Genomic DNA, 21,693 nt, shown 5'->3' on the forward strand with positions numbered 1-21,693 from the left:
TCACACCGCGTCAACGTGAGTGGGCGCCAACTGGAGCGCCCCACCCTCGCCTCAATGCACCTCAATGCGCCATCTGCCGCAGCTTGAAGCGCTGCAGCTTGCCCGTCTCCGTGCGCGGCAGTGCATCGACAAATTCAATCGCCCGCGGATACTTGTACGGCGCGATGTTAGCCTTCACATACTCCTGAAGCGCCTTCACCATCGCGTCGTCGCGCGGCTCGCCCGCCTTGAGCACCACATACGCCTTCACGATCTGGCCGCGCGCCTCGTCGCTCGCGCCCACCACCCCGCACTCCGCCACCGCCGGATGCTGCAGCAAAGTCGACTCCACTTCCGGGCCCGCGATGTTGTACCCCGCCGACACAATCATGTCGTCCGAGCGCGCCTGATAGTAATAATTACCGGCCTCGTCGCAACGGAACGTATCGCCCGGCAGATTCCAGCCGTTCTTCACATAATTCGTCTGACGCGAGTCCGCGAGATATCGACATCCCGTCGGCCCCTTCACCGCCAGCTTGCCTACCTTGCCCGGCGGCAGCGGCTGCATGTTCTCGTCTACGATCATCGCGATATAGCCGGGCACCGGCTTGCCGATCGCGCCCGGCACCACGTCGCCGTTCGCCGCCGAGATGAAAATATGAATCATCTCCGTGCCGCCAATGCCGTCGATCATCTCGATACCCGACGCCTGCTTCCAGAGTTGACGCGTCGCATCCGGCAACGCCTCCCCCGCCGACACCGTCTTCTTCAGACTCGACAGATCGTACTTGCCCACCAGCGCAGCCATCTGACGATAGAACGTCGGCGCCGTAAAACAGATCGTCGCGCGGTACTGCTCGATCGCCTGCAGCAGACTGTCCGGCGTGAGCTTCTCCAACAACACCGTCGCCGCTCCGACGCGCAACGGGAACGTCAACAGGCCGCCCGTACCGAAAGTGAACGCTAACGGGGGTGTGCCGCAGAAAATGTCCTCCGGCCCCGGCTTTAGCACATGACGCGGAAACAGATCGCACATTGCCAACACATCGCGATGGAAATGCATTGTGCCCTTCGGCTGCCCCGTCGTGCCGCTCGTGAAAGCGATCAGGCAGACATCGTCCACCGCCGTATCGCAAGCTTCGAAGCTTGCCGGCTGGCGGGCCATGCGGGCCTCCAGTGAGTCCTCACCCACGTCGTGGAAGTACACCACCTGCGTCAACGCGGGACAGAAATACTCATGGTCCGCCCGGCGGTTGAACTCCAGTTCATCCTTCAGACGTCCGTCGCACAGCGCCGCGCCGACCTCCGCCTTGTCGACGATCTGCTTGAGTTCCTTCGCGCGCAGCAACGGCATCGTCGGCACGCCCACCAGCCCCGCCTTGATCACCGCCAGCCACGCGGCCGCCATGAACAGGTTATTGGGTCCGCGCAACAGCACGCGATTGCCCGGCACCAGCGCCATGTCGTTGCGCAGCACGTGCGCGATGCGGTCGACTCTCTCACGCAAACCGAAATACGTCGTGACCGTCGGCTGACCGTTCTCCACCGAATAAATCGCAGGCGCCTCGCCGCGACCTTGCGCAATCGCGCGATCCAGTAATTCGGCGGCGCAATTGATACGCGCCGGGTACGCCACGTCCGGATTGTCCAGCAGAAACTCGGGCCACTGATCCGCGGGCGGCAGATTGTCGCGCGCGAAAGTGTCGAGATGTCCAGATCGTTCCATGTGCTTCTCCTTGCCCCCGGTAATCAAGCTTGGCGCCTGCGCGCCGCCACAGACCGCGCTCAGCCGTCCTTGAGCAGTTCGCGCGCGATGATCAGTTTTTGTACTTCCGTTGCCCCTTCGTAGATCCGCAGCGAGCGAATCTCACGGTACAGACGCTCCACGATCGCGCCCGACACCACGCCCGCGCCGCCGAACATCTGCAACGCGCGGTCGATCACCTGCTGCGCCGACTCCGTCGCGAACATCTTCGCCATCGCCGCCTCGCGTGTCGTGCGCTGCCCCTGCACGTCACGCTGCCAGGCCGCGCGATACGTCAGCAACGCCGCGGCGTCCACCGACGTCGCCATCTCGCCCAAAGCCGCCTGCGTGATCTGGAAATCGGCGAGCGTCTGCCCGAACATCTCGCGCGACTTCGCGCGCGCCAGCCCTTCGTCGAGCGCGCGACGGGCAAAGCCCAGCGCCGCCGCCGCCACCGACGCGCGGAAAATATCCAGCGTCATCATCGCCACCTTGAAACCCTGTCCCGCCTCGCCCAAACGCTGCGAAGCCGGCACACGACAGTTCTCGAACTTCAGACGCGCCAGCGGATGCGGTGCGCTCACATCGATTCGCTCGGCAATCGTCAGCCCCGGCGTGTCGGCATCCACCACGAACGCGCTGATACCGCGGGCGCCGGGCGCCTCGCCCGTACGCACGAAAACACAATAGAAGTCCGCGATGCCGCCATTCGAAATCCACGTCTTCTCGCCGTTCAGCACGTAGTCGTCGCCATCGCGCGTGGCCGAACACGCCATCGCGGCCACATCCGACCCGGCGTTCGGCTCCGAGAGCGCAAACGCCGCAATCGCCTCGCCCGAGGCCACGCGCGGCAGATAGCGCTGCTTGAGCGCCTCGCTGCCCGCCAGCGTGATCGCGCCGCTACCCAATCCCTGCATCGCAAAGGCGAAGTCAGCCAGTCCGTCGTGACGCGCGAGCGTCTCGCGCAGCACGCACAACGCCCGCGAATCCAGTTGATCCAGCGCGCCGCCATGACGCGCGCTCACGCAATACTTCAGCCAGCCTGCGCGACCCAGTTGGCGCACCAGCGACACGCATGTCGCATCGGTATCCGCGTGGTGATCGACCTTCAGTTCGCGCGTGCACCAGGCGTCGAGTTCCGCGCCCAACCGGCGATGCGCCTCGTCGAAAAACGGCCATGCCAGAAAGTCGCCATTGCGCGCGTTTTGGGGAGTGATATCGCTCATCGTCTCGCTCGCGTCAGTCGCCCTTGAACACCGGTTTCTGCTTGGCGACGAAAGCGTCGTAAGCGCGGCGGAAATCCTTCGTCTGCATACAGATGGCCTGCGCTTCGGCTTCGGCCTCGATGGCCTCGTCCACGCCCATGTTCCACTCCTGATGCAGCAGCTTCTTGGTCACGCCGTGCGCGAACGTCGGGCCGCAGGCGATCTGGTCGGCCAGCGTCTGCGCGGCCGAGAGCACGGTGCCGCTGTCATGCAGGGCATTGAAAAAACCCCATTGCAGGCCTTCCTCGGCCGTCATCACGCGACCGGTGTACAGCAACTCCGACGCGCGGCCCTGTCCGATCATGCGCGGCAGCAGCGTGCACGCGCCCATGTCGGCACCCGCCAACCCCACGCGCACGAACAGGAACGCCGTCTTCGCCTGCGGCGTGCCCAGACGCATGTCGGAGGCGAGCGCCATCATCGCCCCGGCCCCGGCGCAAATCCCGTCGATGGCGCTGACGATCGGCTGCGGACAGGCGCGCATCGCCTTGACCAGATCGCCCGTCATGCGCGTAAAGTCGAGCAGCTCCGGCATGCTCATCTGCGTGAGCGGGCCGATGATTTCGTGAACGTCGCCGCCCGAGCAGAAATTGCCGCCCGCGCCGGTCACAACGACCGTCTTGATATCCGTGGCATAGACGAGACCGCGAAACAGATCGCGCAACTCGGCATACGAGTCGAACGTCAACGGATTCTTCTTGTCCGGACGGTTCAGCGTGATCGTGCCCACGCTCGCGCGCCCTTGCGCGTCGTTCGACACCGACCACAGAAAGTGCTTGGCTTCATAGTTCGCGAACGGGCGCTTGTGATGCGCCATCGTCAGTTTCACGTCACTCATTGGCCGATCTCCTCAAATAGTGTGTGCATGGCCGCTTAGCCGACGGTCACTTCACCGCCCGCCACCGCGATCGATTGTCCTGTCACTGCGCCCGCGCCCGGCTGGCAGAGCCACAGCACAGCGTCGGCCACCTCTTGCGGTTGCACGAGACGGCCCTGCGGATTGCGGCGGGCCAGCTCGGCGCGCGCATCGTCTTCACCACGACCGGTCTTCGCGACGATATTGGCCACCGCGTCGCGCACGATATCCGTTTCCGTATACCCCGGGCAAACGGCATTCACCGTCACCCCTTTCTTCGCCACTTCGAGCGCCAGTGCGCGCGTAAGCCCGACCACGCCGTGCTTGGCCGCGCAATACGCCGTGACATACGGATAACCGATCAGCCCGGCGGTACTCGCCACGTTCACGATGCGGCCCCACCCGGCCGACAGCATCGAGGGCAGCGCGGCGGAAATACAGTGGAACGTCCCCGTCAGGTTGACGTCGATCATTTGTTGCCAGAGCGCACTGTCCGTCTTGCCGAATGGCGCGCTGAGTGCTTGCCCCGCGTTGTTCACCAGCACCTGCACCGGGCCGAAGCGGCCGGCCGCGCGTGCAAAGGCCGCGGCGACGGCGGCGGCGTCCGAAATATCCGCGCTGACCCAAGCCACCTCGCCATGCGCGGCCAAAGCGTGTGCACCGCTCGCGAGCGTGGCCTGGTTGCGCCCGAGCAGCGTCACTCGTGCGCCCTGCGCAAGCAGCGACCGGGCCACGGCTTCACCAATGCCGCGCGCGCCGCCCGTCACCAACGCATGCACGCCCGCCAGCGATGCTGGCGACGCGCCGGCCGAGATTGTCGTTGACGTCATGAACTGTCCTTATTTACCGATCTGTTGAGCGTAGGCAGCCGCACGCTCCAGATTGGTCTCGTACTGCCGCTTGCCCGCATAGTACTGCGACGGCCATGGCAGATCCTTGTAGCCGATCTTCGCGGCTTCGTGCAGCGTCCAGAACGGATCGGCGAGGTGCGGTCGCGCCAGCGCACACAGATCGGCACGGCCCGACGCGATGATGCTGTTCACGTGATCCGCCTCGAAAATCGCGCCCACCGCCATCGTCGGAATGCCGGCCTCGTTGCGCACACGGTCGGCAAACGGCGTCTGGAACATGCGGCCGTAGACCGGCTTCTCGTCCTTGCTGACCTGGCCCGACGAGCAGTCGATCAGATCCGCACCAGCGTCCTTGAAGGCGCGCGCGATCGTCACGGCGTCGTCCGGCGTGATGCCGCCTTCGACCCAGTCGTGCGCCGAAATCCGCACCGACATCGGCTTGGCCGCCGGCCACACGTCGCGCACCGCATGGAAGACTTCCAACGGATAACGCAGTCGGTTCTCCAGCGAGCCGCCGTACGCGTCCTGACGCTGGTTCGTGAGCGGAGAAATGAAGCTCGAGAGCAGATAGCCGTGAGCGCAGTGCAATTCGAGCCAGTCGAACCCCGCCTCGGCAGCGCGGCGGGCGGCGTGCACGAAGTCGTCCTTGACGCGGTCCATGTCGGCGCGGGTCATCTCGCGCGGCGTCTGCGACACGCCCTCGATGTAAGGTAGCGGCGAGGCCGAGATCAGCGGCCAGTTGCCGTCGTCGAGCGGTTGGTCGATACCATCCCAGGCCAGGCGCGTCGAACCTTTGCGACCGGCGTGGCCGATCTGCATGGCGATCTTGGCGTCGCTGCCTGCGTGCACGAAGTCGACGATGCGCTTCCACGCGTCGCGTTGCGTATCGTTCCACAGGCCGGGGCACCCCGGCGTGATGCGTGCGTCGGGCGACACGCAGGTCATCTCCGCGACGATCATGCCCGCACCGCCCAGCGCGCGGCTGCCCAGGTGTACGAGGTAGAAGTCGCCCGGCACACCGTCGACCGACGAGTACATGGCCATCGGCGACATCACGATACGGTTCTTGAGCGTGAGTTCGCGCGCCCGGTACGGGGTGAACATCGGCGGAATCGCCTGCTGGCCGTCGGCGCGCGTCACGCCGGAACGCGTGGCGAGCCAGTCTTCGAAGCCTTCGACATAGGCGGGGTCGCGCACGCGCAGGTTCTCGTGAGAGATCCGTTGCGAGCGCGTGAGCAGCGAGTAGGCGAATTGCTCCGGCGCGAAGCGAGCGTAGCGCTCGACGGTTTCGAACCACTCCGTCGAATTGCGGGCGGCGTTCTGAATCTTGAGCACTTCGACGCCGCGCGCCGCTTCGTAGTCGGCCAGCACGCGCGGCAGGGCATCGATGCCCTGGGTGCGCAGACCGTCCGCAAGCGCGATGGCGTCTTCCAGCGCGAGCTTGGTGCCCGAGCCGATCGAGAAGTGCGCGGTGTGGGCGGCGTCGCCCATGAGGACGACGGGCACGCGCTTGCCGTCGACATCGCGCCAGTGCACCCAGTGTTCGCAGATCACGCGCGGGAAGCGGATCCAGATGGCCGAGCCGCGCAGGTGCTTGGCGTTGCTCATGAGTTCATGGCCGCCGAGGTACTTCGCGAAGAGGTTTTCGCAGAACTTCACGCCCTCTTCCTGGCTCATCTGATCGATGCCGTGAGCCTGCCAGACTTCCTCGGGCGTCTCGACGATGAACGTCGACGTGTCGGCATCGAACTGATAGGCGTGCGCCTGAAACCAGCCATGCTCGGTCTTCTCGAAGGCGAACGTGAAAGCGTCGAAGCGTTGATGCGTACCGAGCCAGACGAAACGATTCTGACGCGTGTCGATGTCCGGGCGGTAGGTGTCGGCGTAACGCGTGCGGATGCGGCTGTTCAGTCCGTCGGAGGCGATCACCAGATCGGCCTGATAGCGGCGGGCGATCGCTTCGTCGTCGTCGACATCGGTCTCGAAGACCAGTTCGACGCCGAGCGCTTCGCAGCGCGCCTGAAGGATGTTGAGCAGCTTCTTGCGGCCAATGCCGATGAAGCCGTGACCGCCCGAGGTGATCGTGCGGCCTTCGAAGTGGATGTCGATGTCATCCCACCGGTTGAAGGCGGCGTTGATCTGCGCGGCGCTCTCGGGATCGGCCTCCTGAAGGTTGTCCATGGTGGCATCGGAGAACACAACGCCCCAGCCGAACGTATCGTAGGGCCGATTTCGCTCGACCACCACCACACGATGCGACGGGTCGCGCAGCTTCATCAACAACCCGAAATACAGGCCCGCGGGACCGCCACCGATACAGACGATATTCATCTCCAGCCTCCGGATTCATAGATCGCGTCGCGTTTGCCGATCTTTGTTAAATCGTAAATAGTTTATACCTAAAATACTAGCGAAAAAAATTACGGCCGGCAAGGTGGTCAGACCCTGATGTTCAACGGGTCGGGAAAGCCCTTAGAAGGTGAATCGTCTGAGGCGGTCATCGGACGATTCCGAAACTTCGTCCATGGGTCCAAAACCGAAATATTTGGCAATGCTCGTCTGCCAGAATTCTCGCCGTCGTGTCACTCACGGTTCCTTCCAACCTCTGGTCTGACGCCAGGGTGTAAGCCCCCCCCGGCTGCTGCATGTTCATCGACGCCCCCCCCAATTTGAATAGCACGTCACGTTGCAAAACGACACTGCAGGGCAGATGCTTCAAATGAACACGGCGCACCGCTCGATTGACTGCTCACCGGAATTCCGGATGTATCGCAAAACGCATATATTCCGGCAGGGGAACCACTGACAAACAAAAAAGGCGCCACGCCAGCCTCGCATGCAACCCTCACACGCGACGCCGCCGGGCGCCTCTTCATTCCACAGCCAATCGTCTCGCCTCAGCGCACGCCCATCCGCGTTTTGGCGATCACTAGCGTCATCAGACTTACCACCGCCCCCACCATCAAATACAGCCCCGGCGCCAGCTTGTTGCCCGTCGACGCAATCAGCCACGCTACCGCCAGCGGGGTAAAGCCGCCAAAGATCGTCGTACCGAGGTTGTAACCCACCGCCATGCCCGTCGCCCGTGTTCGTGTCGGGAACAACGACGAAATCAGCGCCGGAATCGGTGCGAAGTACACCGCCTTCAACGTGCCCACCCACAGCATCACGACCATCATCGTCAGCAGCGACGCATGCGCATTCATGTACGCAAACGCCGGATACACCGTACAGAAGAACAGTGCCCCCGCCGCCAGCATGATGCGAATACGCCCCACCTTGTCCGACCAATGCCCCACGAACGGCGTCAGCGTCATGATGACGAAGCCCGTCACCAGCGTCGCAATGTAGCCCTGCGCCGGCGGCAAACCCAACTGTTTCGTCGCGTAAGTCGGCATGTACAGGATCATGTAGTTGGCCGTCGTTGTCAGCACCAGCGCCCCAATCGACACCAGCAGACGCGACTTCTGCGTTGCCAACACCTCTCGTACCGGCGATTGACCCGCGTCGTCGCCCTCCACCTGCGCCTGACGCTTGCGCGCCACGTCATGCTCGAACGCCGGCGTCTCGTCCACGTACTTCCGGATGTAAAGCCCGATCGGCCCGACCAGCATCCCGAACAGGAACGGAATCCGCCATCCCCACGATTCCAATTGCGGCTGGGTCAGCGCCCCGGTCAGCACCGCCCCGAACGCCGACGCCAGCAACGTACTCGCCCCCTGGCTCGCAAACTGCCAGCTCGACATGAAGCCCGGCCGGTTCGGTACATGCTCAACGAGAAATGCCGTCGAGCTACCAAACTCGCCGCCCGCCGAAAATCCCTGCAACACGCGCGACAAGAAAATGCCGATCGGCGCCCAAACCCCAATCGCCGCATACGTCGGCATGAACGCGATCAGCCCGGTGCCCAAGGTCATCATCGCAATCGACAACATCAACGACGCACGACGCCCACAGCGGTCCGCATACGCGCCCAGCACAAACGCCCCCAGCGGACGTGCAAGATATGACAACGCGAACGTCCCCAGCGCCATGAGCAGCGACACCGTCGCATCGTGCGCGGGAAAAAACAACTTGGAGATCGTCACGGCAAAGTAGCCATAGACGATCAGGTCATACCACTCGAGCGCATTGCCGATCGACGTCGCGACAATCAACTTGTACACGGGCACGTCGGCACGCACCCCCTCGTTGCCGACACGCGGCGCGCCGTTCGTTTGATCCGCCCCAGCGGCGGTCACTGAGCTGTTCATCGCGGCTTCCCCTCTTTCAGATCGACTTCCCCCAGATCCCAGAACAGACCCGCCATGATCTGCAACGCCTCGCGCGCCACCGACCCCAGCAGATGCTCGTCCGGCGCGTGCTGCGAACAGGCCGGGTACGAGTGCGGCACCCACAGCGTCGGCAGCCCCAGAACGTCCGCGAACACATCGTTCGGCAACGTGCCCCCCAGATTCGGCAGCAGCACCGGCGGCTTGCCCGTCGTCTCGCGCATCGACGTCAACGCCCACAGCACCCACGGATCTTCCGGATCGAGACGCGTCGCCATCACGCCGCGCTCGACCTCCACCTCGACCATCGGGAAACCGTGCGCGTCGAGATGCGCGCGCACGATCTCGCCCAGCCGCTCCCAGTCAGTGCCGACGACGAAGCGAATCTGCATGTGCGCATAGGCGTACGGCGGAATCGCGTTGACCGGCTTTTCCGGATTGCCGGTCTTGAACGCCAGCACTTCGATGTTGTTCCAGCCAATCACGCGCTCCGTCGGCGTCAATCCCGGCTCGCCATAATCAACGTCGACCTCGGGATCGTTCGGTCCGCCGCCCACTTCCAACCCAGCCAGCGCGCGACGCACCGACGCCGGCACCTCGGGCGGACGCAAGCCATCGACGAGAATCTTGCCGTTGCCATCGACAATCGATGCAATCGCGTTCGCCAGCACCACCCCGGGATTGCGCAACAGTCCGCCCCAGTTTCCCGAGTGATGCCCGCCGTCGCGCAAATTCAGACTGAGCTTGAAGTTGACCAAGCCGCGCGAGCCGAGAAACACCGTCGGACGTTGCGCCGCCAGTCGCGGCCCGTCAGAAGCGATCAGCACATCGGCCCGCAGTTCGTCACGCAGTTGCTCGCAAATCGCATGCAGGCCCGGCGAGCCCATCTCCTCGCCCATCTCCACGATCATCTTCACGTTGTAGCCGAGCTTGCCGCCACGCAACGCCAGCACCTCCGCCAGCGCCGACAGGTTGATCGTGTGCTGCCCCTTGTTGTCGGCGGTGCCGCGTCCGTACCAACGATCCCCTTCCACCACGATCTCCCAGGGCTTCAGGCCGTCGCGCCATTGCGCGTCGTAGCCTCGCACCACGTCGCCGTGACCGTAGGTGAGGACCGTGGGCGCATCGTCGCTCTCGTGACGTTGCGCAATCAGGAACGGGCCGCCGCCCGGCACCGGGTTGGGCACGATGCGCGATGTAAAGCCGAGCGCCGCGAGCGCAGGCGTCATCTCATCCGCAAGGTACGAGTGAAGGACATCGCCGCTATCCGCCTCCTGACTCTCGGTCTTGTAGGCGACGCGGCGGTTGAGCGTATCGAGGAACGCGCCCGAATCGTATTGGGCGGTGGCTTGGGAAATTGCTGCGCTACGTGTCACTGCTTGTCTCCAGATGGCTTTTGAGGGCACGGCTGCCTGGCTCGCACACACGGCCACGCGTGTCGGTAGCACGCTGCAACGCAACCGTTCAGGCCATTCTAGGAGCGGGTATTTTTGACAACAATGATAATATTTCGAAGGTTTCGTTGCCGTTTCGGCAAAGCTGAAATCGCAGCCAATCCTCTCGCAACAGACGGCGCCATCCGCTCATCCGCCCATGCAAACACACGCACTTCGCTACTTTCTCGAAGTCGCTCGTACCGGCTCGCTCAGTCGCGCCTCCGAGCGCCTGCACGTGGCGGTCTCCGCCTTGAGCCGACAAATCGCGAAGCTCGAGGAAGATCTCGGCACACCGTTGTTCGAGCGTCGTCCGCGCGGCATGGTGTTGAGTGAGGCGGGCGAGTTGCTTGCCGATCATGCGCGTCGCATGCTGCTCGATGCGGAACGCGTCACGTCGGAAATCCGGGGGCTGTCGGAAGTGGGGCGCGCGACGATTCGCGTCGCCAGTGCGGAGGGTGTCGCGCGGGATTTCCTGCCACAGGTCTTCGCACGCTTTCGCGAAACCTACCCTGGCGCGCACTTTCTGCTCGATGTTGTCTCGCCGTTCGTCGCCACGGAGCGCGTACGCGACGGCGAAGCGGATATCGCCGTGTGTTTCAGCGTCGCCCCGGAAAAAGGGGTGCAGGTCGTTCACACACAACCGGCGCCGATCTATGCCTTGATGGCCAAGCAGCACCCGCTCGCCAAACGACGCGACATCGCGCTTGCCGACTTGCTGCCCTACCCGATGGCGCTATCGAATGCCGGCGTGACCATCCGCCAGATGTTCGACCTGTGCTGCATTCTCGAAGGCCTGCTGTTCGAACCGGTGTTCGTGAGCAACTATCACGCCTCGCTGCACAGCTTCGTGCGCTCCGGCAACGCCGTCACACTGACCGGCCTGCTCACGGTGCGCAGCCGGCTCGATCCGGAAGGGCTCGTCGCCATCCCCATTCGAAATCCGGCGCTGCACCAACGCTCACTGCAAGTGCAGACAATGGCCGGACGCACCCTGCCCGCCCCCGTCGAAGCGTTTCTCGGCCTGCTGATCGACGCCATCCGCGCGCCCGAAATTCTCGACAAGCCATTCAGGTGACGAGGTCGAATTGGGAGACGGGATATCGACGGGCGATGACCTGTCATGAGCACGCGCCTGCGCCGTGCTCATGACGCTGCGAACTACGCGCCCTTCACCGCGTCGCGTACCTGATCGAGCGCGGCCGGATCTTCCAGCGTGATCAGGTCGCCGGTTTCGCGGCCTTCGCAGATGGCCTGGATGGCGCGACGCAGCAGCTTGCCCGAGCGCGTCTTGGGCAGCATCGCGACGAAGAACACGCGTGCCGGACGCGCCACCGCCCCCAGTTGCTTGTCCACCGTCTTCATGACATCGCCCTCCAACGCCAGACGCGCCTCGGGCGTGGCCGCCAACGCCGGTTGACGCAGCACTGCGAACGCGATGGCCACCTGCCCCTTCAAGGCATCCTGTGCACCGATGACCGCAACTTCCGCCACGGCCGGGTGACTCGAAATGCTCTCTTCGATCTCGCGCGAGCCAAGCCGGTGCCCCGCCACATTGATCACGTCGTCGGTGCGACCGAGGATGAAGTAATAGCCGTCTTCATCGCGCACGCCCCAGTCGAAGCTCGAATACAGCGTGCGGCCTGGCACCGTCTGCCAATAGGTCTTGACGAAGCGCGCGTCGTCACCCCAGACGGTGCTCATGCAGCCCGGCGGCAGTGGCCCTTCGATGGCCAGCACGCCCTTCTCGTTCGGCCCGCAGTCCTCGCCGGTCACCTCGTTGACGAGCTTCACGTCGTAGCCATACACCGGTTTGCCCGGTGACCCGAGCTTGCCCGGCAAGGCCTCCACGCCGCGCACCATGCCCAGAATCGGCCAGCCGGTCTCCGTCTGCCAGTAGTTGTCGACGACCGGTTTGCCCACGCCGTCGGTGAGCCACCGCGCCGTGGGTTCGTCGAGCGGCTCGCCCGCGAGGAAGATCAGCCGTAGCGACGACAGGTCGTATTGGGTCAGATACGCCGGGTCTTGCTTCTTGAGCACGCGAATCGCCGTGGGCGCGGTGAAAAGCTGCGTGACCTTGTATTTCTCGACGATGCGCCACCAGATTCCGCCATCGGGTCGGATCGGCGTGCCTTCGTACATCACGGTCGCAATGCCGGCGAGCAACGGCGCGTACACGATATAGCTGTGCCCGACCACCCAGCCAATGTCCGACGCGCAGAACATCGTGTCGCCCGGCTTCGCACAGAAGATGTGCTGCATCGACGCCGCCAGCGCCACCGCATACCCGCCGGTATCGCGTTGTACGCCCTTCGGCTTGCCCGTCGTACCGGAGGTGTAGAGCACATAGGACGGCTCACTCGATTCGAGCCATTCGCACGCCACGGCGGCATCGAGAAACTGCTCGCGCAATGGCGCGTAGTCGATGTCGCGGCCGGGCACACGTGTCATCGGCGAGAGGCCCCGGTCGATCAGCAGCACATTCGACGGCTTGTGCTGTGCGAGCGCGATGCCTTCATCGAGCAGTGGCTTGTAGGGCACGACCTTGCCGTTGCGCGAACCGGCGTCGGCCGAGACGATGACAGTCGGTTGTGCGTCGTCGATGCGTGCTGCAAGATTGACCGAGGCGAAGCCACCGAACACCACCGAGTGAATCGCACCGAGCCGCGTGCAGGCAAGCATCGCGAACAGCGCTTCGGGCACCATCGGCATGTAGATCAGCACCCGCTTGCCGCGCGCAACGCCCAGCGATTGCAGCGACGCCGCCATGCGATTCACTTCTGCCGCCAGTTCGTCGTACGTATAGACACGCTCCTGCTCGGTCTCCGTCGACACCCAGATCAGCGCATTTTGCGAGCCGCGCGACGGCAAATGGCGGTCGACGGCGTTGTGGCACAGATTCGTTCGGCCACCAACGAACCATCGTGCAAACGGTGGCTTGTCGTAATCGAGCACCTGGGTGAAGGGTGTCTCCCAGTCGATCAGACGGGCCTGCTCCTCCCAGAAGGCCGCGCGCGAATCGGGCGCAATGGAACGGGCGTGAAACGACGCATACGAAGTCATGGTGTCTCCTTGCATATAAGAATTGGCTCGCGCGCCCGGTGCCCGACCGGGAGTGCCGGTGGGGAACGGAGGTGGCGCGGCGCCGGATCGGGCCGGCAAGGTCGAGCGGCATGTCGCCGTCGACAGGCAATGCGTTTCGGTGCAATGAAATCGTCGGACACGGATGCCGTGCCTCGCGCTCAGTGTGCGCGTTGACGCTTACGGAAGGCTTACCGGACAGGCCGTCCAGCGGCCGAAAACGCTAGGGGATTACGCTGAGTCAGGCTGGCTCGGCGACCGGAGTCATAGCTGCAGCAAGGACATCGGCACTGCGTCACCAGCTTCGACGACTGGCAGCGCCACGAACGGACTGCCGCACCGCCCGCCGCCAGCGGCGGGTACCTCACGACGTCGCGTAGGCAAGACTACAACAGTTGCCAACAGAAACGACGATTGGGCACGTGCTCAACCGATGCGCCATTGTGGTACGAAAACGTCCGAAACTTGAGCCCCGCCGCATCCTCCTTTGCATTAATCGGAAAAATCCCAGAGATACTTTCTAAATCATTGATTTTAATGAATCAAAGCCGAGAAAATAGATTCGCTCACTGCACCCACAAAGGATCTATCGCGCCAAATCGACGTCACCCACGCTTGACACCTCCATTACATCCAATGCAACTTTAATCCGCACGCAGCCATCATTTCCAATGAAAAAATCCGGATGTGCGCATAATTTTTTCACAAATTCATATTTCTTTAAAAGGATTATCAAAATGCCGATTCCTCTGAAAAACATCCCAAGAAATCGTGAATTGACCGCTGACGAGGTTGATCCAATCGTAGCCAACGTGAAATATGCACAGCGCAATGATTTCGAGGTGGCGCCTGTCGTGGCCAATGTCAAGTATGCGCAGCGTAACGATGACGAAGTCACGGCCGTCGCAGAGGCCACTTGAAAGTCGAAACAAAGCTCATTCATTGCTGTTTCCGCGCCGCGAGCAAGAGGCCGACGCCTCTTGCTCATTTTCCCAAATCTCCCTGAACGGAACATCGAATATGGCCACCTTCCTGTCGCCGCAATTCGCGAATGAATTATGGGGTAAGCAAGCGACGGAAATGGTCATATCGCAGATTCCATTCAACGAAAAAGATTTGATGGGTGCGCTCCAGGAATATGCTGCGTGCGCGAGCGACATTCGCTCCCGCAACCCGAATTCCGAAGCCATAACGGCTTTCAATGGAAAGCGCTCGCCAGAACCGCGCCCTGATTTCCTTGCGCTTCCCACGGATAACACGCTCGAGGATTATGTGTCTAGAGTCGGGCGTCTCGCCGGCGATGACGAGTGGGCGGTCATGTACTACGGGCTTCATGCGGCAAGCCCAACTATCTGGGATATCGCAAAAGCGTTTTCTGATCGACTCGCCTTATCAATAGGCTATCGACCTGGCGGCCGCGTCGATCTTGATTGCTTTATCGGGCGATATTCATCCACTCATATCGGAATTCATGTGGATCATGCGCACAATTTCGGGTTCACCTTGCGCGATGGAAAAACGATGTTCACTTGGCCCGGAGTCCGGTCGGATCTCATTGGCGTGCGATTTCCAGACTATGAATCATTCAAGTCTGAAGCCATTCCGCTTGAGAACAAAAGGAATCGAGTTACTTATTTCCCCGAGGACTGGCTGCACGTTGCCGAAACAAAATCCGACGTGTCGGTAAACGTGAACATCGCATTCTGGGAGACCGGCAACGACGCTCAGCAAAACGCGAACTACGTGCAGGACCGCCTCCAGACACCCAATCGTACCCGCCATGACGTGCGCTCGTCCGGCATCGCGAGTCTGAACCCCGATGACGAGCTTCTGCTTTCGTCCTTGAGGGCCTTGCTTGACGACAAGGCTCTGAAAAGACGAATGATGATTTCCCAACTCATCTCGGACACCAGCAGCCGGTTGAACGTCGGTCGTCCAATCGTTGACGTCGAAACACTGAACAACATCATCGCCCTCAACGCCATCAGCACGCTGCAGTGGATGCCGGTATTTCGGGACGGAGAAGTCCTGGTCGCGGCCAACGGCCATTGCGGCAACTTCAGATACAGCCGTGCATTGCACGACTTTCTGAGTCGCCTGAGCGCCGGCCAGCAAGTGAATATTTCCAACCTATCGAGCGGGAAAGACCGAATGCTCAACGATGATCTCCTGAGCGTCGCCGCATCGCTGGCGCGGTGGGGAGCCCTTTGATGAGCATCATGGGCCGATGGGCGCTCGTTTTCATTGGCATCTCCGTGTCGTTCGGCAGCTTCGCCGATGAGGCCGCTCAAGTGACTTTCGCCCTGAGGATGGCCGACGATACGCTCTCGATATCGATATTGCTCGCCGCCGGTCTCATCGGAGGCATGCTTGCTGGTCCGATTGCCCCCATGGTCCTCCGGCGAATCGGGCCTCGCAAGACGATTCCTGCGGCTTTTCTCATTCAATCGCTTCTGATCGCGATCGCGTCATTGGCCAACCACTTCTGGAGCTACGTCGTCGTATCAATGGCGCTCGGATCCACGGGATCCCTTCAGTGGGCGGCAATCATGGTCGCCATTCCTGGCGTTACCAACAACGAACGGCACATCGATCGCATCAACCGGATTGCGCAATCGGTGCGAAATATGGGTTACGTGGGCGGTCCCGCGCTCGGCGGGCTGCTATACGGCACGGCCGAGCGCTCGCGGGGGCTGTTGCTGCTGGCGCTGTTGGTGCTGGTCGCCGCGTCTGTCACCGCGAGGTCGTTCAACGTACTGGATGCTTGCGGCAGAAAATCCGATCAGGTGCCCACACAAGACAAGCGGAAGGCACGACTAGACCTGACCGGTCTGTTTCGTACAGCCGGTGTGGTCCGTGCGGTCTCCCCATTGTTGATGACGGTCGTGCTGACATCTACCCTAAATGTGTTGTTGATTTTCCGAATTCGCACCGAACTGCAATTCAGCGCGGATATCTACGGACTCGTGATCAGCGCGTTAAGTGTCGGACTGATCGTCGGTCCCGTGCTTTTTTCCGGGATGTTGGCAAGATTCGGCGACGCCGCCGGCGCCTCTATTGCAGCCAGTGTCATCGGTTTCGGGATTTTATGGCTCGCCTTGAGCGACACGGCATGGATCATCATGTGCGCCACGTTTCTGATTGGATCGGCGAACGGCATTCAGAACACGCTCACAGCGAGTTTCATGATGAAGGCGATTGATCCTCAGCGGCGTGTCAACCTGATGCCCGCCTACCTGTTTTGCATCCAGTCTTCGGTATTTCTCGGCTTCCTGAGCGCCGGCATGATCAGTACGGCGCACGTGAGCACGGCGCTCTTGGCTGCTGGCGTCGCTGCGGCGATCGTCGGCGCTTGCGGCCTCGCATTAAACGTCAAAAACCGACCAGGCATGGTCACAAAAGGAGCTTGTTGATGGATGGGATAGGACGCTTCGGGTCGAAGCCAAACGATTCGAACTCGGTAACGTTGCAAGCCCCTTTGGATCGCATCGTGACATCGGGCATAGCAAATCTCAGAGCCAGCCATTACTACTTCGACGAGCCGCTATTCGACGAGTATGAGTTAACGACCGTCCGTGCGACGTGGGATTTTTCCGCTGCGGAATCTATTGTCCGCGACGGGCAAAATGTTCTCGATCTCGGCTGCGGCGATGGTCGACTGCTCCTTCAGCTGGCCAGGAAGTTTTCGCTGAAGGAGAGCTTTGGCATCGACATCTCTCCCGTGGCCATCGACCGCTTCAACGCGGCCATCAGTCACAACCACATTCACGCGCTCCAAGGCGACATATTTGATTTGCCGAGGCCGATCACGGAACGACGCTTCGATGTCGTGCTTTTTGGCGATGCGACCGTCAATTTCATTCTCGACGACGACAAGCTCGAAGTGCTGTTGCGTGGCGCGAAGGCGCAGCTGCGCGATGGCGGATCAAGGATGATGCTCGCCGTCTTCGGTGACGGGACACCCGAGCGCCTTTCGTTCATGGACAAGCGATGCACCGTAGTGCCATTTCGGCGGAGTAACGGGGAAGCCACGCTCATCTGGTGGGCCTACAAATACGACAGCGACAAGCGGATCATGCATCGATCCGTGTTTGCGCAATCGGGACGGAGTGATGATGGGAATATCGAAGGGGTCGTTTGCGATCTTCGAGACCGGATGTGGACACCGTCGTCAATCGTCCCCATCGCGCAGGCCAGCGGCCTCACGGTCGAAGAAATAATCCCGTCCGAAGTACAGGACGGGGCTGCCGTAGGCATGGCAACGGCAATTGTCATATTGAAATCGGCTTGAACGACCATGAGAACCGATCCGATTCAACCCAACTTCTATCGGGGCACGGGCGGATACGCCTGGCAGCTTGCCGAGTATCTCCAGGGCGGCCACGGCGACGAAAACGGTAGCTACACGCTTTGCAAGTCAATACCGCCGCAATTGCACAACCCGCTTGCCGCCTGCCCTGAATTCCTTCAGCCACATCACTTAGTCAGATGGTCTCGTTCGGTACGCATCGCTCACGACACGCCTCGGCTTGTCGGTACTCGGGGAGTTCGATCGTCGCTTGTTGTGGTGGAAAGCGCGCAGGCGTTTGGAGGGTTTCGTCATGCGGACGTTCAGGCGCTCGTGGGAGGGACGACCGTGGGTGCGTTGTCGGGCATGGAAGTCAATGGTGTAGTGCATGAGGCGGCCACGCTATTGGTCGCGCTGTATCGACATGGATTCATCGAGCTCGATGAGGCGTTCCCGGCATCTCCTGCGGTCCGCTACATGATCGAACCCACCTGCCGCTTTGCCGACGCACCCGGGATCGGACGCGTAGCGATCAACCAGCTTAACGGCCGAACCATTCGATTGAGCGAAGCTTCTCAACGCATCTTCTCCCTGGACGAGCAATGGAAAGCGATACCGGAATCCGTGCCGCTGAACATCGCCAACTTTGTGGAAGCCGGCATGCTGCGATTACTCTCTGGAGGGAGTGCCTATGCACATGATTAGACCCGGAATGGGTACCGAGAGCAGCGCCAGTCTAATCTCGGCACTTATCTGCATGACCCGCCCTGCAACCGTCGTCGAGATAGGTGCCGGCGACAGCACGATTTTCATCGTGAAGGCACTCCAGCAGGCGCGGCAGGCATGGCAACACGATAGGGATTTGCTGGATGCCTCGACTTGGCAAGAACGCAGCGCACTTCTGGATCCGACCGGAATTCCCGACGTCTATCAACCCAGGCTGATTACCATCGACGACTTCTCGGTCGAAGGCTCCTCGGCCGAAGCGGCATGGGATGCATTAAAGCATCATGATATCGACAGAGGATTCGTGACCTTCGTCAACCGCGACTTCTATGCACTCGACGCCGCCACCATCGCTTCATGGGGACCGATAGACATCGCGTGGATCGATGCAGGCACGCCGGCCGACGACGTCAGATTCGTCGCGGCGCTCTGGGAACACATCGCGCCCGGTGGCTTTCTGTGCCTGCATGAGCCAACCATGCTGACCACCATCAGCAGGAATGGCGAGCCACGCGTTCGCAGAGTCAGAACGCCGATCTGGGAAGCCCTGTTGCACAGGCTGGACAATTCGTTCGAGTTGATAACGCTGCCGGAGTCGCACAAATATCGCCAAAGTGGCTTGGGTATTGTTCGGAAGCGTCAACATAGTGAACGCGTGCTCCGTTGGCAGTCACTGCAGTCCGAGCTTGTCGAACTCGGAGAAATTCCAATTCGCAGCAGCTACTTGCCGATTGGGGAGCAGGCACTGAACCAACGTCTTCGCAAAAACGCCATCGTTGCCACGATGACGTCACGTGAGACACGCGCCGTTTACGCGGCAATCGTCCTCGGCGTCGGTCGCCTTGCCGATATCGCGGAGAGAGTTGGCACCGATGCAAAGGTCGTCGGCAAAATCGTGACCCAGTTACTGAGCATTGGCCTCATTCAGCGAAATGAGCGTGGATTTTCGGATGTCGACACGGCGTGGGGGGACATTGCCGATCGGCAGCATCGTAGCGCTGAAGATTTGAGCGATCGACAGCTGGAAACGGATCTCGTCATCGAAAAGATCGCGACGGCTTTCGCTCCGGAAGTCGAATACACGGAATTGGAGATATCCAGAATCTGCCAATTGTTCACCACCGATTACGCCCGACTGCGGCGATATCTTGTCGATCGCGGTGTGTTGCAACGTCACAATGGCGTCTATCGACGGGTGCTGTCGGATCGCGAAGCCAGGGGGACATCTCACGGACACCAGTGACTGAATTCCTCACCGGCGTCCTGCCTCACCTGACTTTGGGGACGCGCGATCGCCCGGCTAACAGAAAGCTTACGCTCAGCGTTGTGCCGTCTTGGTCACCTTCGCAGGTGCCTTCTTGGCGGTGGGCTTCGAAGCCATCTTGGCGACTGTCTTCGCAGGGGCCTTCGCCCGCCCCTTCGATGCCACCTTGGCCGTTGCGGTCCTATTGTCAGCGACGGCAGCCTTGGCCGGCCGACGCTCCACCACGCGGATCATCTTGCCATGCTTGCCGCGCACCAGACGCGTACGCTGCGCTTCGCCGTCGCCCGTGGCCGCCGGGGCCTCGGACGCAGCCGCCACGCGCAAGGCGTCCTTGACCGGCACGTGAAGCACCAGCAGTTGGCCCGACGTGAGCGTATCGCGACGCAGACGATTCCAGCTCTTGATCTGTGCAACGCTCACGCCACTGCGCTGGGCCACGCGGGCAAGCGTGTCGTGCTTGCGAGCGCGCACCATCACCTTGCGCGTATCGGGAATATCCGGCTCCAGCGCAAGCACGGCATTGCGTGCTACCGACGCGCTGATGTCCTGGTCAATGTCGTCCGAGCGCGGCACCAGCAACGTCGAGCCCGCCTTGAGGCGCATGCGCGGCGCAATGTTATTGACCGAACGGATGACCGCGGCGTCGACACCCAGCTTGCGCGCGACGTCTTCCGGACGCTCACGCGATGCGGACGTGTAGGTCGTCCAGCTCGAAAGCGGCTTGTCATAACCCTTCAGACGACGCTGAAACACTTCGGCGCTATCGAACGGCAGGAGAATCTTCGGCTGTGCCGCGCCAAGAATCACCGGCTTGCGGAACGACGGATTGAGCGCGCGGAATTCGTCGAGCGGCAGGTCGGCCAGCTTCGCGGCCAATGCCACGTCGATGTCGCGCTTGGTGGTCACGCTGACGAAGTACGGGTGATTCGGAATCTCGGGCAGCTTCACGCTGTAGATTTCCGGGTGCGCAATGATGTTCTTGATCGCCTGCAGCTTCGGCACGTAGTAACGCGTCTCGGTCGGCATGCGCAGGCTCAGGTAATCGGTCGGCAACCCTTGCGCCTGATTACGCTCGATCGCACGCTGCACGTTGCCTTCGCCCCAGTTATAGGCCGCGAGCGCCAGTTGCCAGTCACCGAACATCGCATAGAGCTTCGAGAGGTAGTCGAGCGCTGCGGTCGTCGAGGCGAGCACGTCGCGGCGCTCGTCCTGGAACATGTTCTGCTTGAGGTTGTACGTCTTGCCCGTGCTGGGAATGAACTGCCACATGCCGGCCGCCTTCGCCGTCGAGAGCGCCTGCGGGTTATACGCGCTTTCCACGAACGGCAGCAGCGCGAGTTCCGTCGGCATATGACGGCGCTCGAGTTCTTCAACGATGTGGAACAGGTATTTGCTCGAGCGCTCGATCATGCGCTCGACGTATTCGGGACGCTGCGCGTACCACTGCGTGCGGTCCTGCGCGAGGTCGGTGTCCAGATCGGGGATCGCGAAACCGTGACGAATGCGCGACCAGAGGTCGGCGTCGTCGCTGCCGTAGGCCAGGTCGTTGATCGAGTCGCTGTCAAGGTCAATGGTCTGATCGCTTGAGACGCGTTGCTTGCCTTTGGCTGTCGTGGCGAGAGGCGATTGGCCTTGCGCAGTCGGCGTGGAACTCAATGCACCGTTGGTCGGTGCTGTGCCGGCACACGCCGCCAGAAGCAGCGTCAGTAGCAAGCTAACGATAAGTCGCATTGATCGGGCTCGAATTGGGTTGCATCTTCATGAAATTGGCAAGAATGGTAAGGAAACCCTTCAGATGCGTCAACCATTCTGCCTAATTTTTTTGCAAAATTTACGCAAAAAGACCCCAAATTTGAGGGTTATCCCCGATCTTGGACGGTCGCGATGTGGCTGAAACGAGACGCCGGGACGGCGGGCCCGATGGGATCGATAAGA

The 21,693-nt window shown here is 61.7% G+C and carries 16 protein-coding genes; 7 read left to right on the plus strand and 9 right to left on the minus strand.

The genetic code is table 11. The features are described 5' to 3' along the window. Positions 1 to 61 precede the first annotated feature (61 nt). The 7 genes from OYT13_RS16170 to OYT13_RS16200 all read right to left on the minus strand — a co-directional run bounded on the left by OYT13_RS16170 (position 62) and on the right by OYT13_RS16200 (position 10,342). Positions 62 to 1,705, minus strand: a complete 1,644-nt coding sequence (locus OYT13_RS16170) for an AMP-binding protein (RefSeq protein ID WP_261938230.1) — start codon at positions 1,703 to 1,705, stop codon at positions 62 to 64. A gap of 59 nt (positions 1,706 to 1,764) precedes the next feature. Beyond that, a complete protein-coding gene (locus OYT13_RS16175) occupies positions 1,765 to 2,949 on the minus strand; it encodes an acyl-CoA dehydrogenase family protein (protein WP_261938229.1) in 1,185 nt (394 codons plus the stop codon). Between the two features lie 13 nt (positions 2,950 to 2,962). After that, entirely contained in the window at positions 2,963 to 3,826 is an 864-nt protein-coding gene (locus OYT13_RS16180; protein ID WP_268566605.1) for an enoyl-CoA hydratase family protein, read from the minus strand. 35 nt (positions 3,827 to 3,861) lie between these two features. Then, positions 3,862 to 4,674 carry an SDR family NAD(P)-dependent oxidoreductase gene (locus tag OYT13_RS16185; protein WP_017231827.1) on the minus strand — a complete coding sequence of 271 codons (813 nt, stop codon included), beginning with the start codon at positions 4,672 to 4,674 and terminating at the stop codon, positions 3,862 to 3,864. 9 nt (positions 4,675 to 4,683) lie between these two features. Further along, positions 4,684 to 7,026, minus strand: a complete 2,343-nt coding sequence (locus OYT13_RS16190; protein WP_268566606.1) for a bifunctional salicylyl-CoA 5-hydroxylase/oxidoreductase — start codon at positions 7,024 to 7,026, stop codon at positions 4,684 to 4,686. 566 nt (positions 7,027 to 7,592) lie between these two features. Continuing rightward, positions 7,593 to 8,948, minus strand: coding sequence for an MFS transporter (locus tag OYT13_RS16195; protein ID WP_017231825.1), 1,356 nt, complete (start codon positions 8,946 to 8,948; stop codon positions 7,593 to 7,595). After that, positions 8,945 to 10,342 (minus strand): M20 family metallopeptidase, encoded by a 1,398-nt coding sequence (locus OYT13_RS16200; RefSeq protein ID WP_017231824.1) that lies wholly within the window; start codon positions 10,340 to 10,342, stop codon positions 8,945 to 8,947. The genes OYT13_RS16195 and OYT13_RS16200 overlap by 4 nt, the downstream gene beginning before the upstream one ends. Before the next feature lie 217 nt (positions 10,343 to 10,559). Here OYT13_RS16200 and OYT13_RS16205 point away from each other — a divergent pair, with 217 nt between their 5' ends. Beyond that, the gene (locus OYT13_RS16205) at positions 10,560 to 11,477 is read left to right on the plus strand and encodes a LysR family transcriptional regulator (protein ID WP_017231823.1); all 918 of its coding nucleotides are present in this window, start codon (positions 10,560 to 10,562) and stop codon (positions 11,475 to 11,477) included. An 83-nt stretch (positions 11,478 to 11,560) separates the two neighbouring features. Here OYT13_RS16205 and OYT13_RS16210 read toward each other — a convergent pair whose 3' ends face one another. Then, positions 11,561 to 13,462, minus strand: coding sequence for a propionate--CoA ligase (locus tag OYT13_RS16210; protein WP_017231822.1), 1,902 nt, complete (start codon positions 13,460 to 13,462; stop codon positions 11,561 to 11,563). A gap of 755 nt (positions 13,463 to 14,217) precedes the next feature. On the opposite strand from OYT13_RS16210, the gene OYT13_RS16215 reads away from it, so the two are divergent. The 6 genes from OYT13_RS16215 (at position 14,218) to OYT13_RS16240 (ending at position 19,737) form a co-directional block, all read left to right on the plus strand. Continuing rightward, positions 14,218 to 14,400: a hypothetical protein gene (locus OYT13_RS16215; RefSeq protein ID WP_017231821.1), complete on the plus strand. Its 183-nt coding sequence runs from the start codon at positions 14,218 to 14,220 to the stop codon at positions 14,398 to 14,400. 100 nt (positions 14,401 to 14,500) lie between these two features. After that, complete coding sequence (locus OYT13_RS16220) at positions 14,501 to 15,691, plus strand: hypothetical protein (protein WP_017231820.1); 1,191 nt, start codon at positions 14,501 to 14,503, stop codon at positions 15,689 to 15,691. Continuing rightward, positions 15,691 to 16,893, plus strand: a complete 1,203-nt coding sequence (locus tag OYT13_RS16225) for an MFS transporter (protein ID WP_268566607.1) — start codon at positions 15,691 to 15,693, stop codon at positions 16,891 to 16,893. The genes OYT13_RS16220 and OYT13_RS16225 overlap by 1 nt, the downstream gene beginning before the upstream one ends. After that, on the plus strand, positions 16,893 to 17,771 hold the full coding sequence (locus OYT13_RS16230) for a class I SAM-dependent methyltransferase (protein ID WP_017231818.1): 879 nt from the start codon (positions 16,893 to 16,895) through the stop codon (positions 17,769 to 17,771). Before OYT13_RS16225 ends, OYT13_RS16230 begins: the two co-directional genes overlap by 1 nt. Before the next feature lie 6 nt (positions 17,772 to 17,777). Continuing rightward, on the plus strand, positions 17,778 to 18,473 hold the full coding sequence (locus OYT13_RS16235) for a hypothetical protein (RefSeq protein WP_232424491.1): 696 nt from the start codon (positions 17,778 to 17,780) through the stop codon (positions 18,471 to 18,473). Positions 18,474 to 18,480: 7 nt separating this feature from the next. After that, positions 18,481 to 19,737 carry a DUF2087 domain-containing protein gene (locus tag OYT13_RS16240; RefSeq protein WP_268566608.1) on the plus strand — a complete coding sequence of 419 codons (1,257 nt, stop codon included), beginning with the start codon at positions 18,481 to 18,483 and terminating at the stop codon, positions 19,735 to 19,737. A 75-nt stretch (positions 19,738 to 19,812) separates the two neighbouring features. Here the strand turns inward: OYT13_RS16240 and OYT13_RS16245 are convergent, their stop codons facing one another. Further along, a complete protein-coding gene (locus tag OYT13_RS16245) occupies positions 19,813 to 21,489 on the minus strand; it encodes a transglycosylase SLT domain-containing protein (RefSeq protein WP_261938220.1) in 1,677 nt (558 codons plus the stop codon). Positions 21,490 to 21,693: the final 204 nt, after the last annotated feature.

The organism is Pandoraea sp. XJJ-1 (assembly GCF_026802345.1).
In the GTDB taxonomy this organism is placed as follows: Bacteria; Pseudomonadota; Gammaproteobacteria; order Burkholderiales; family Burkholderiaceae; genus Pandoraea; species Pandoraea cepalis.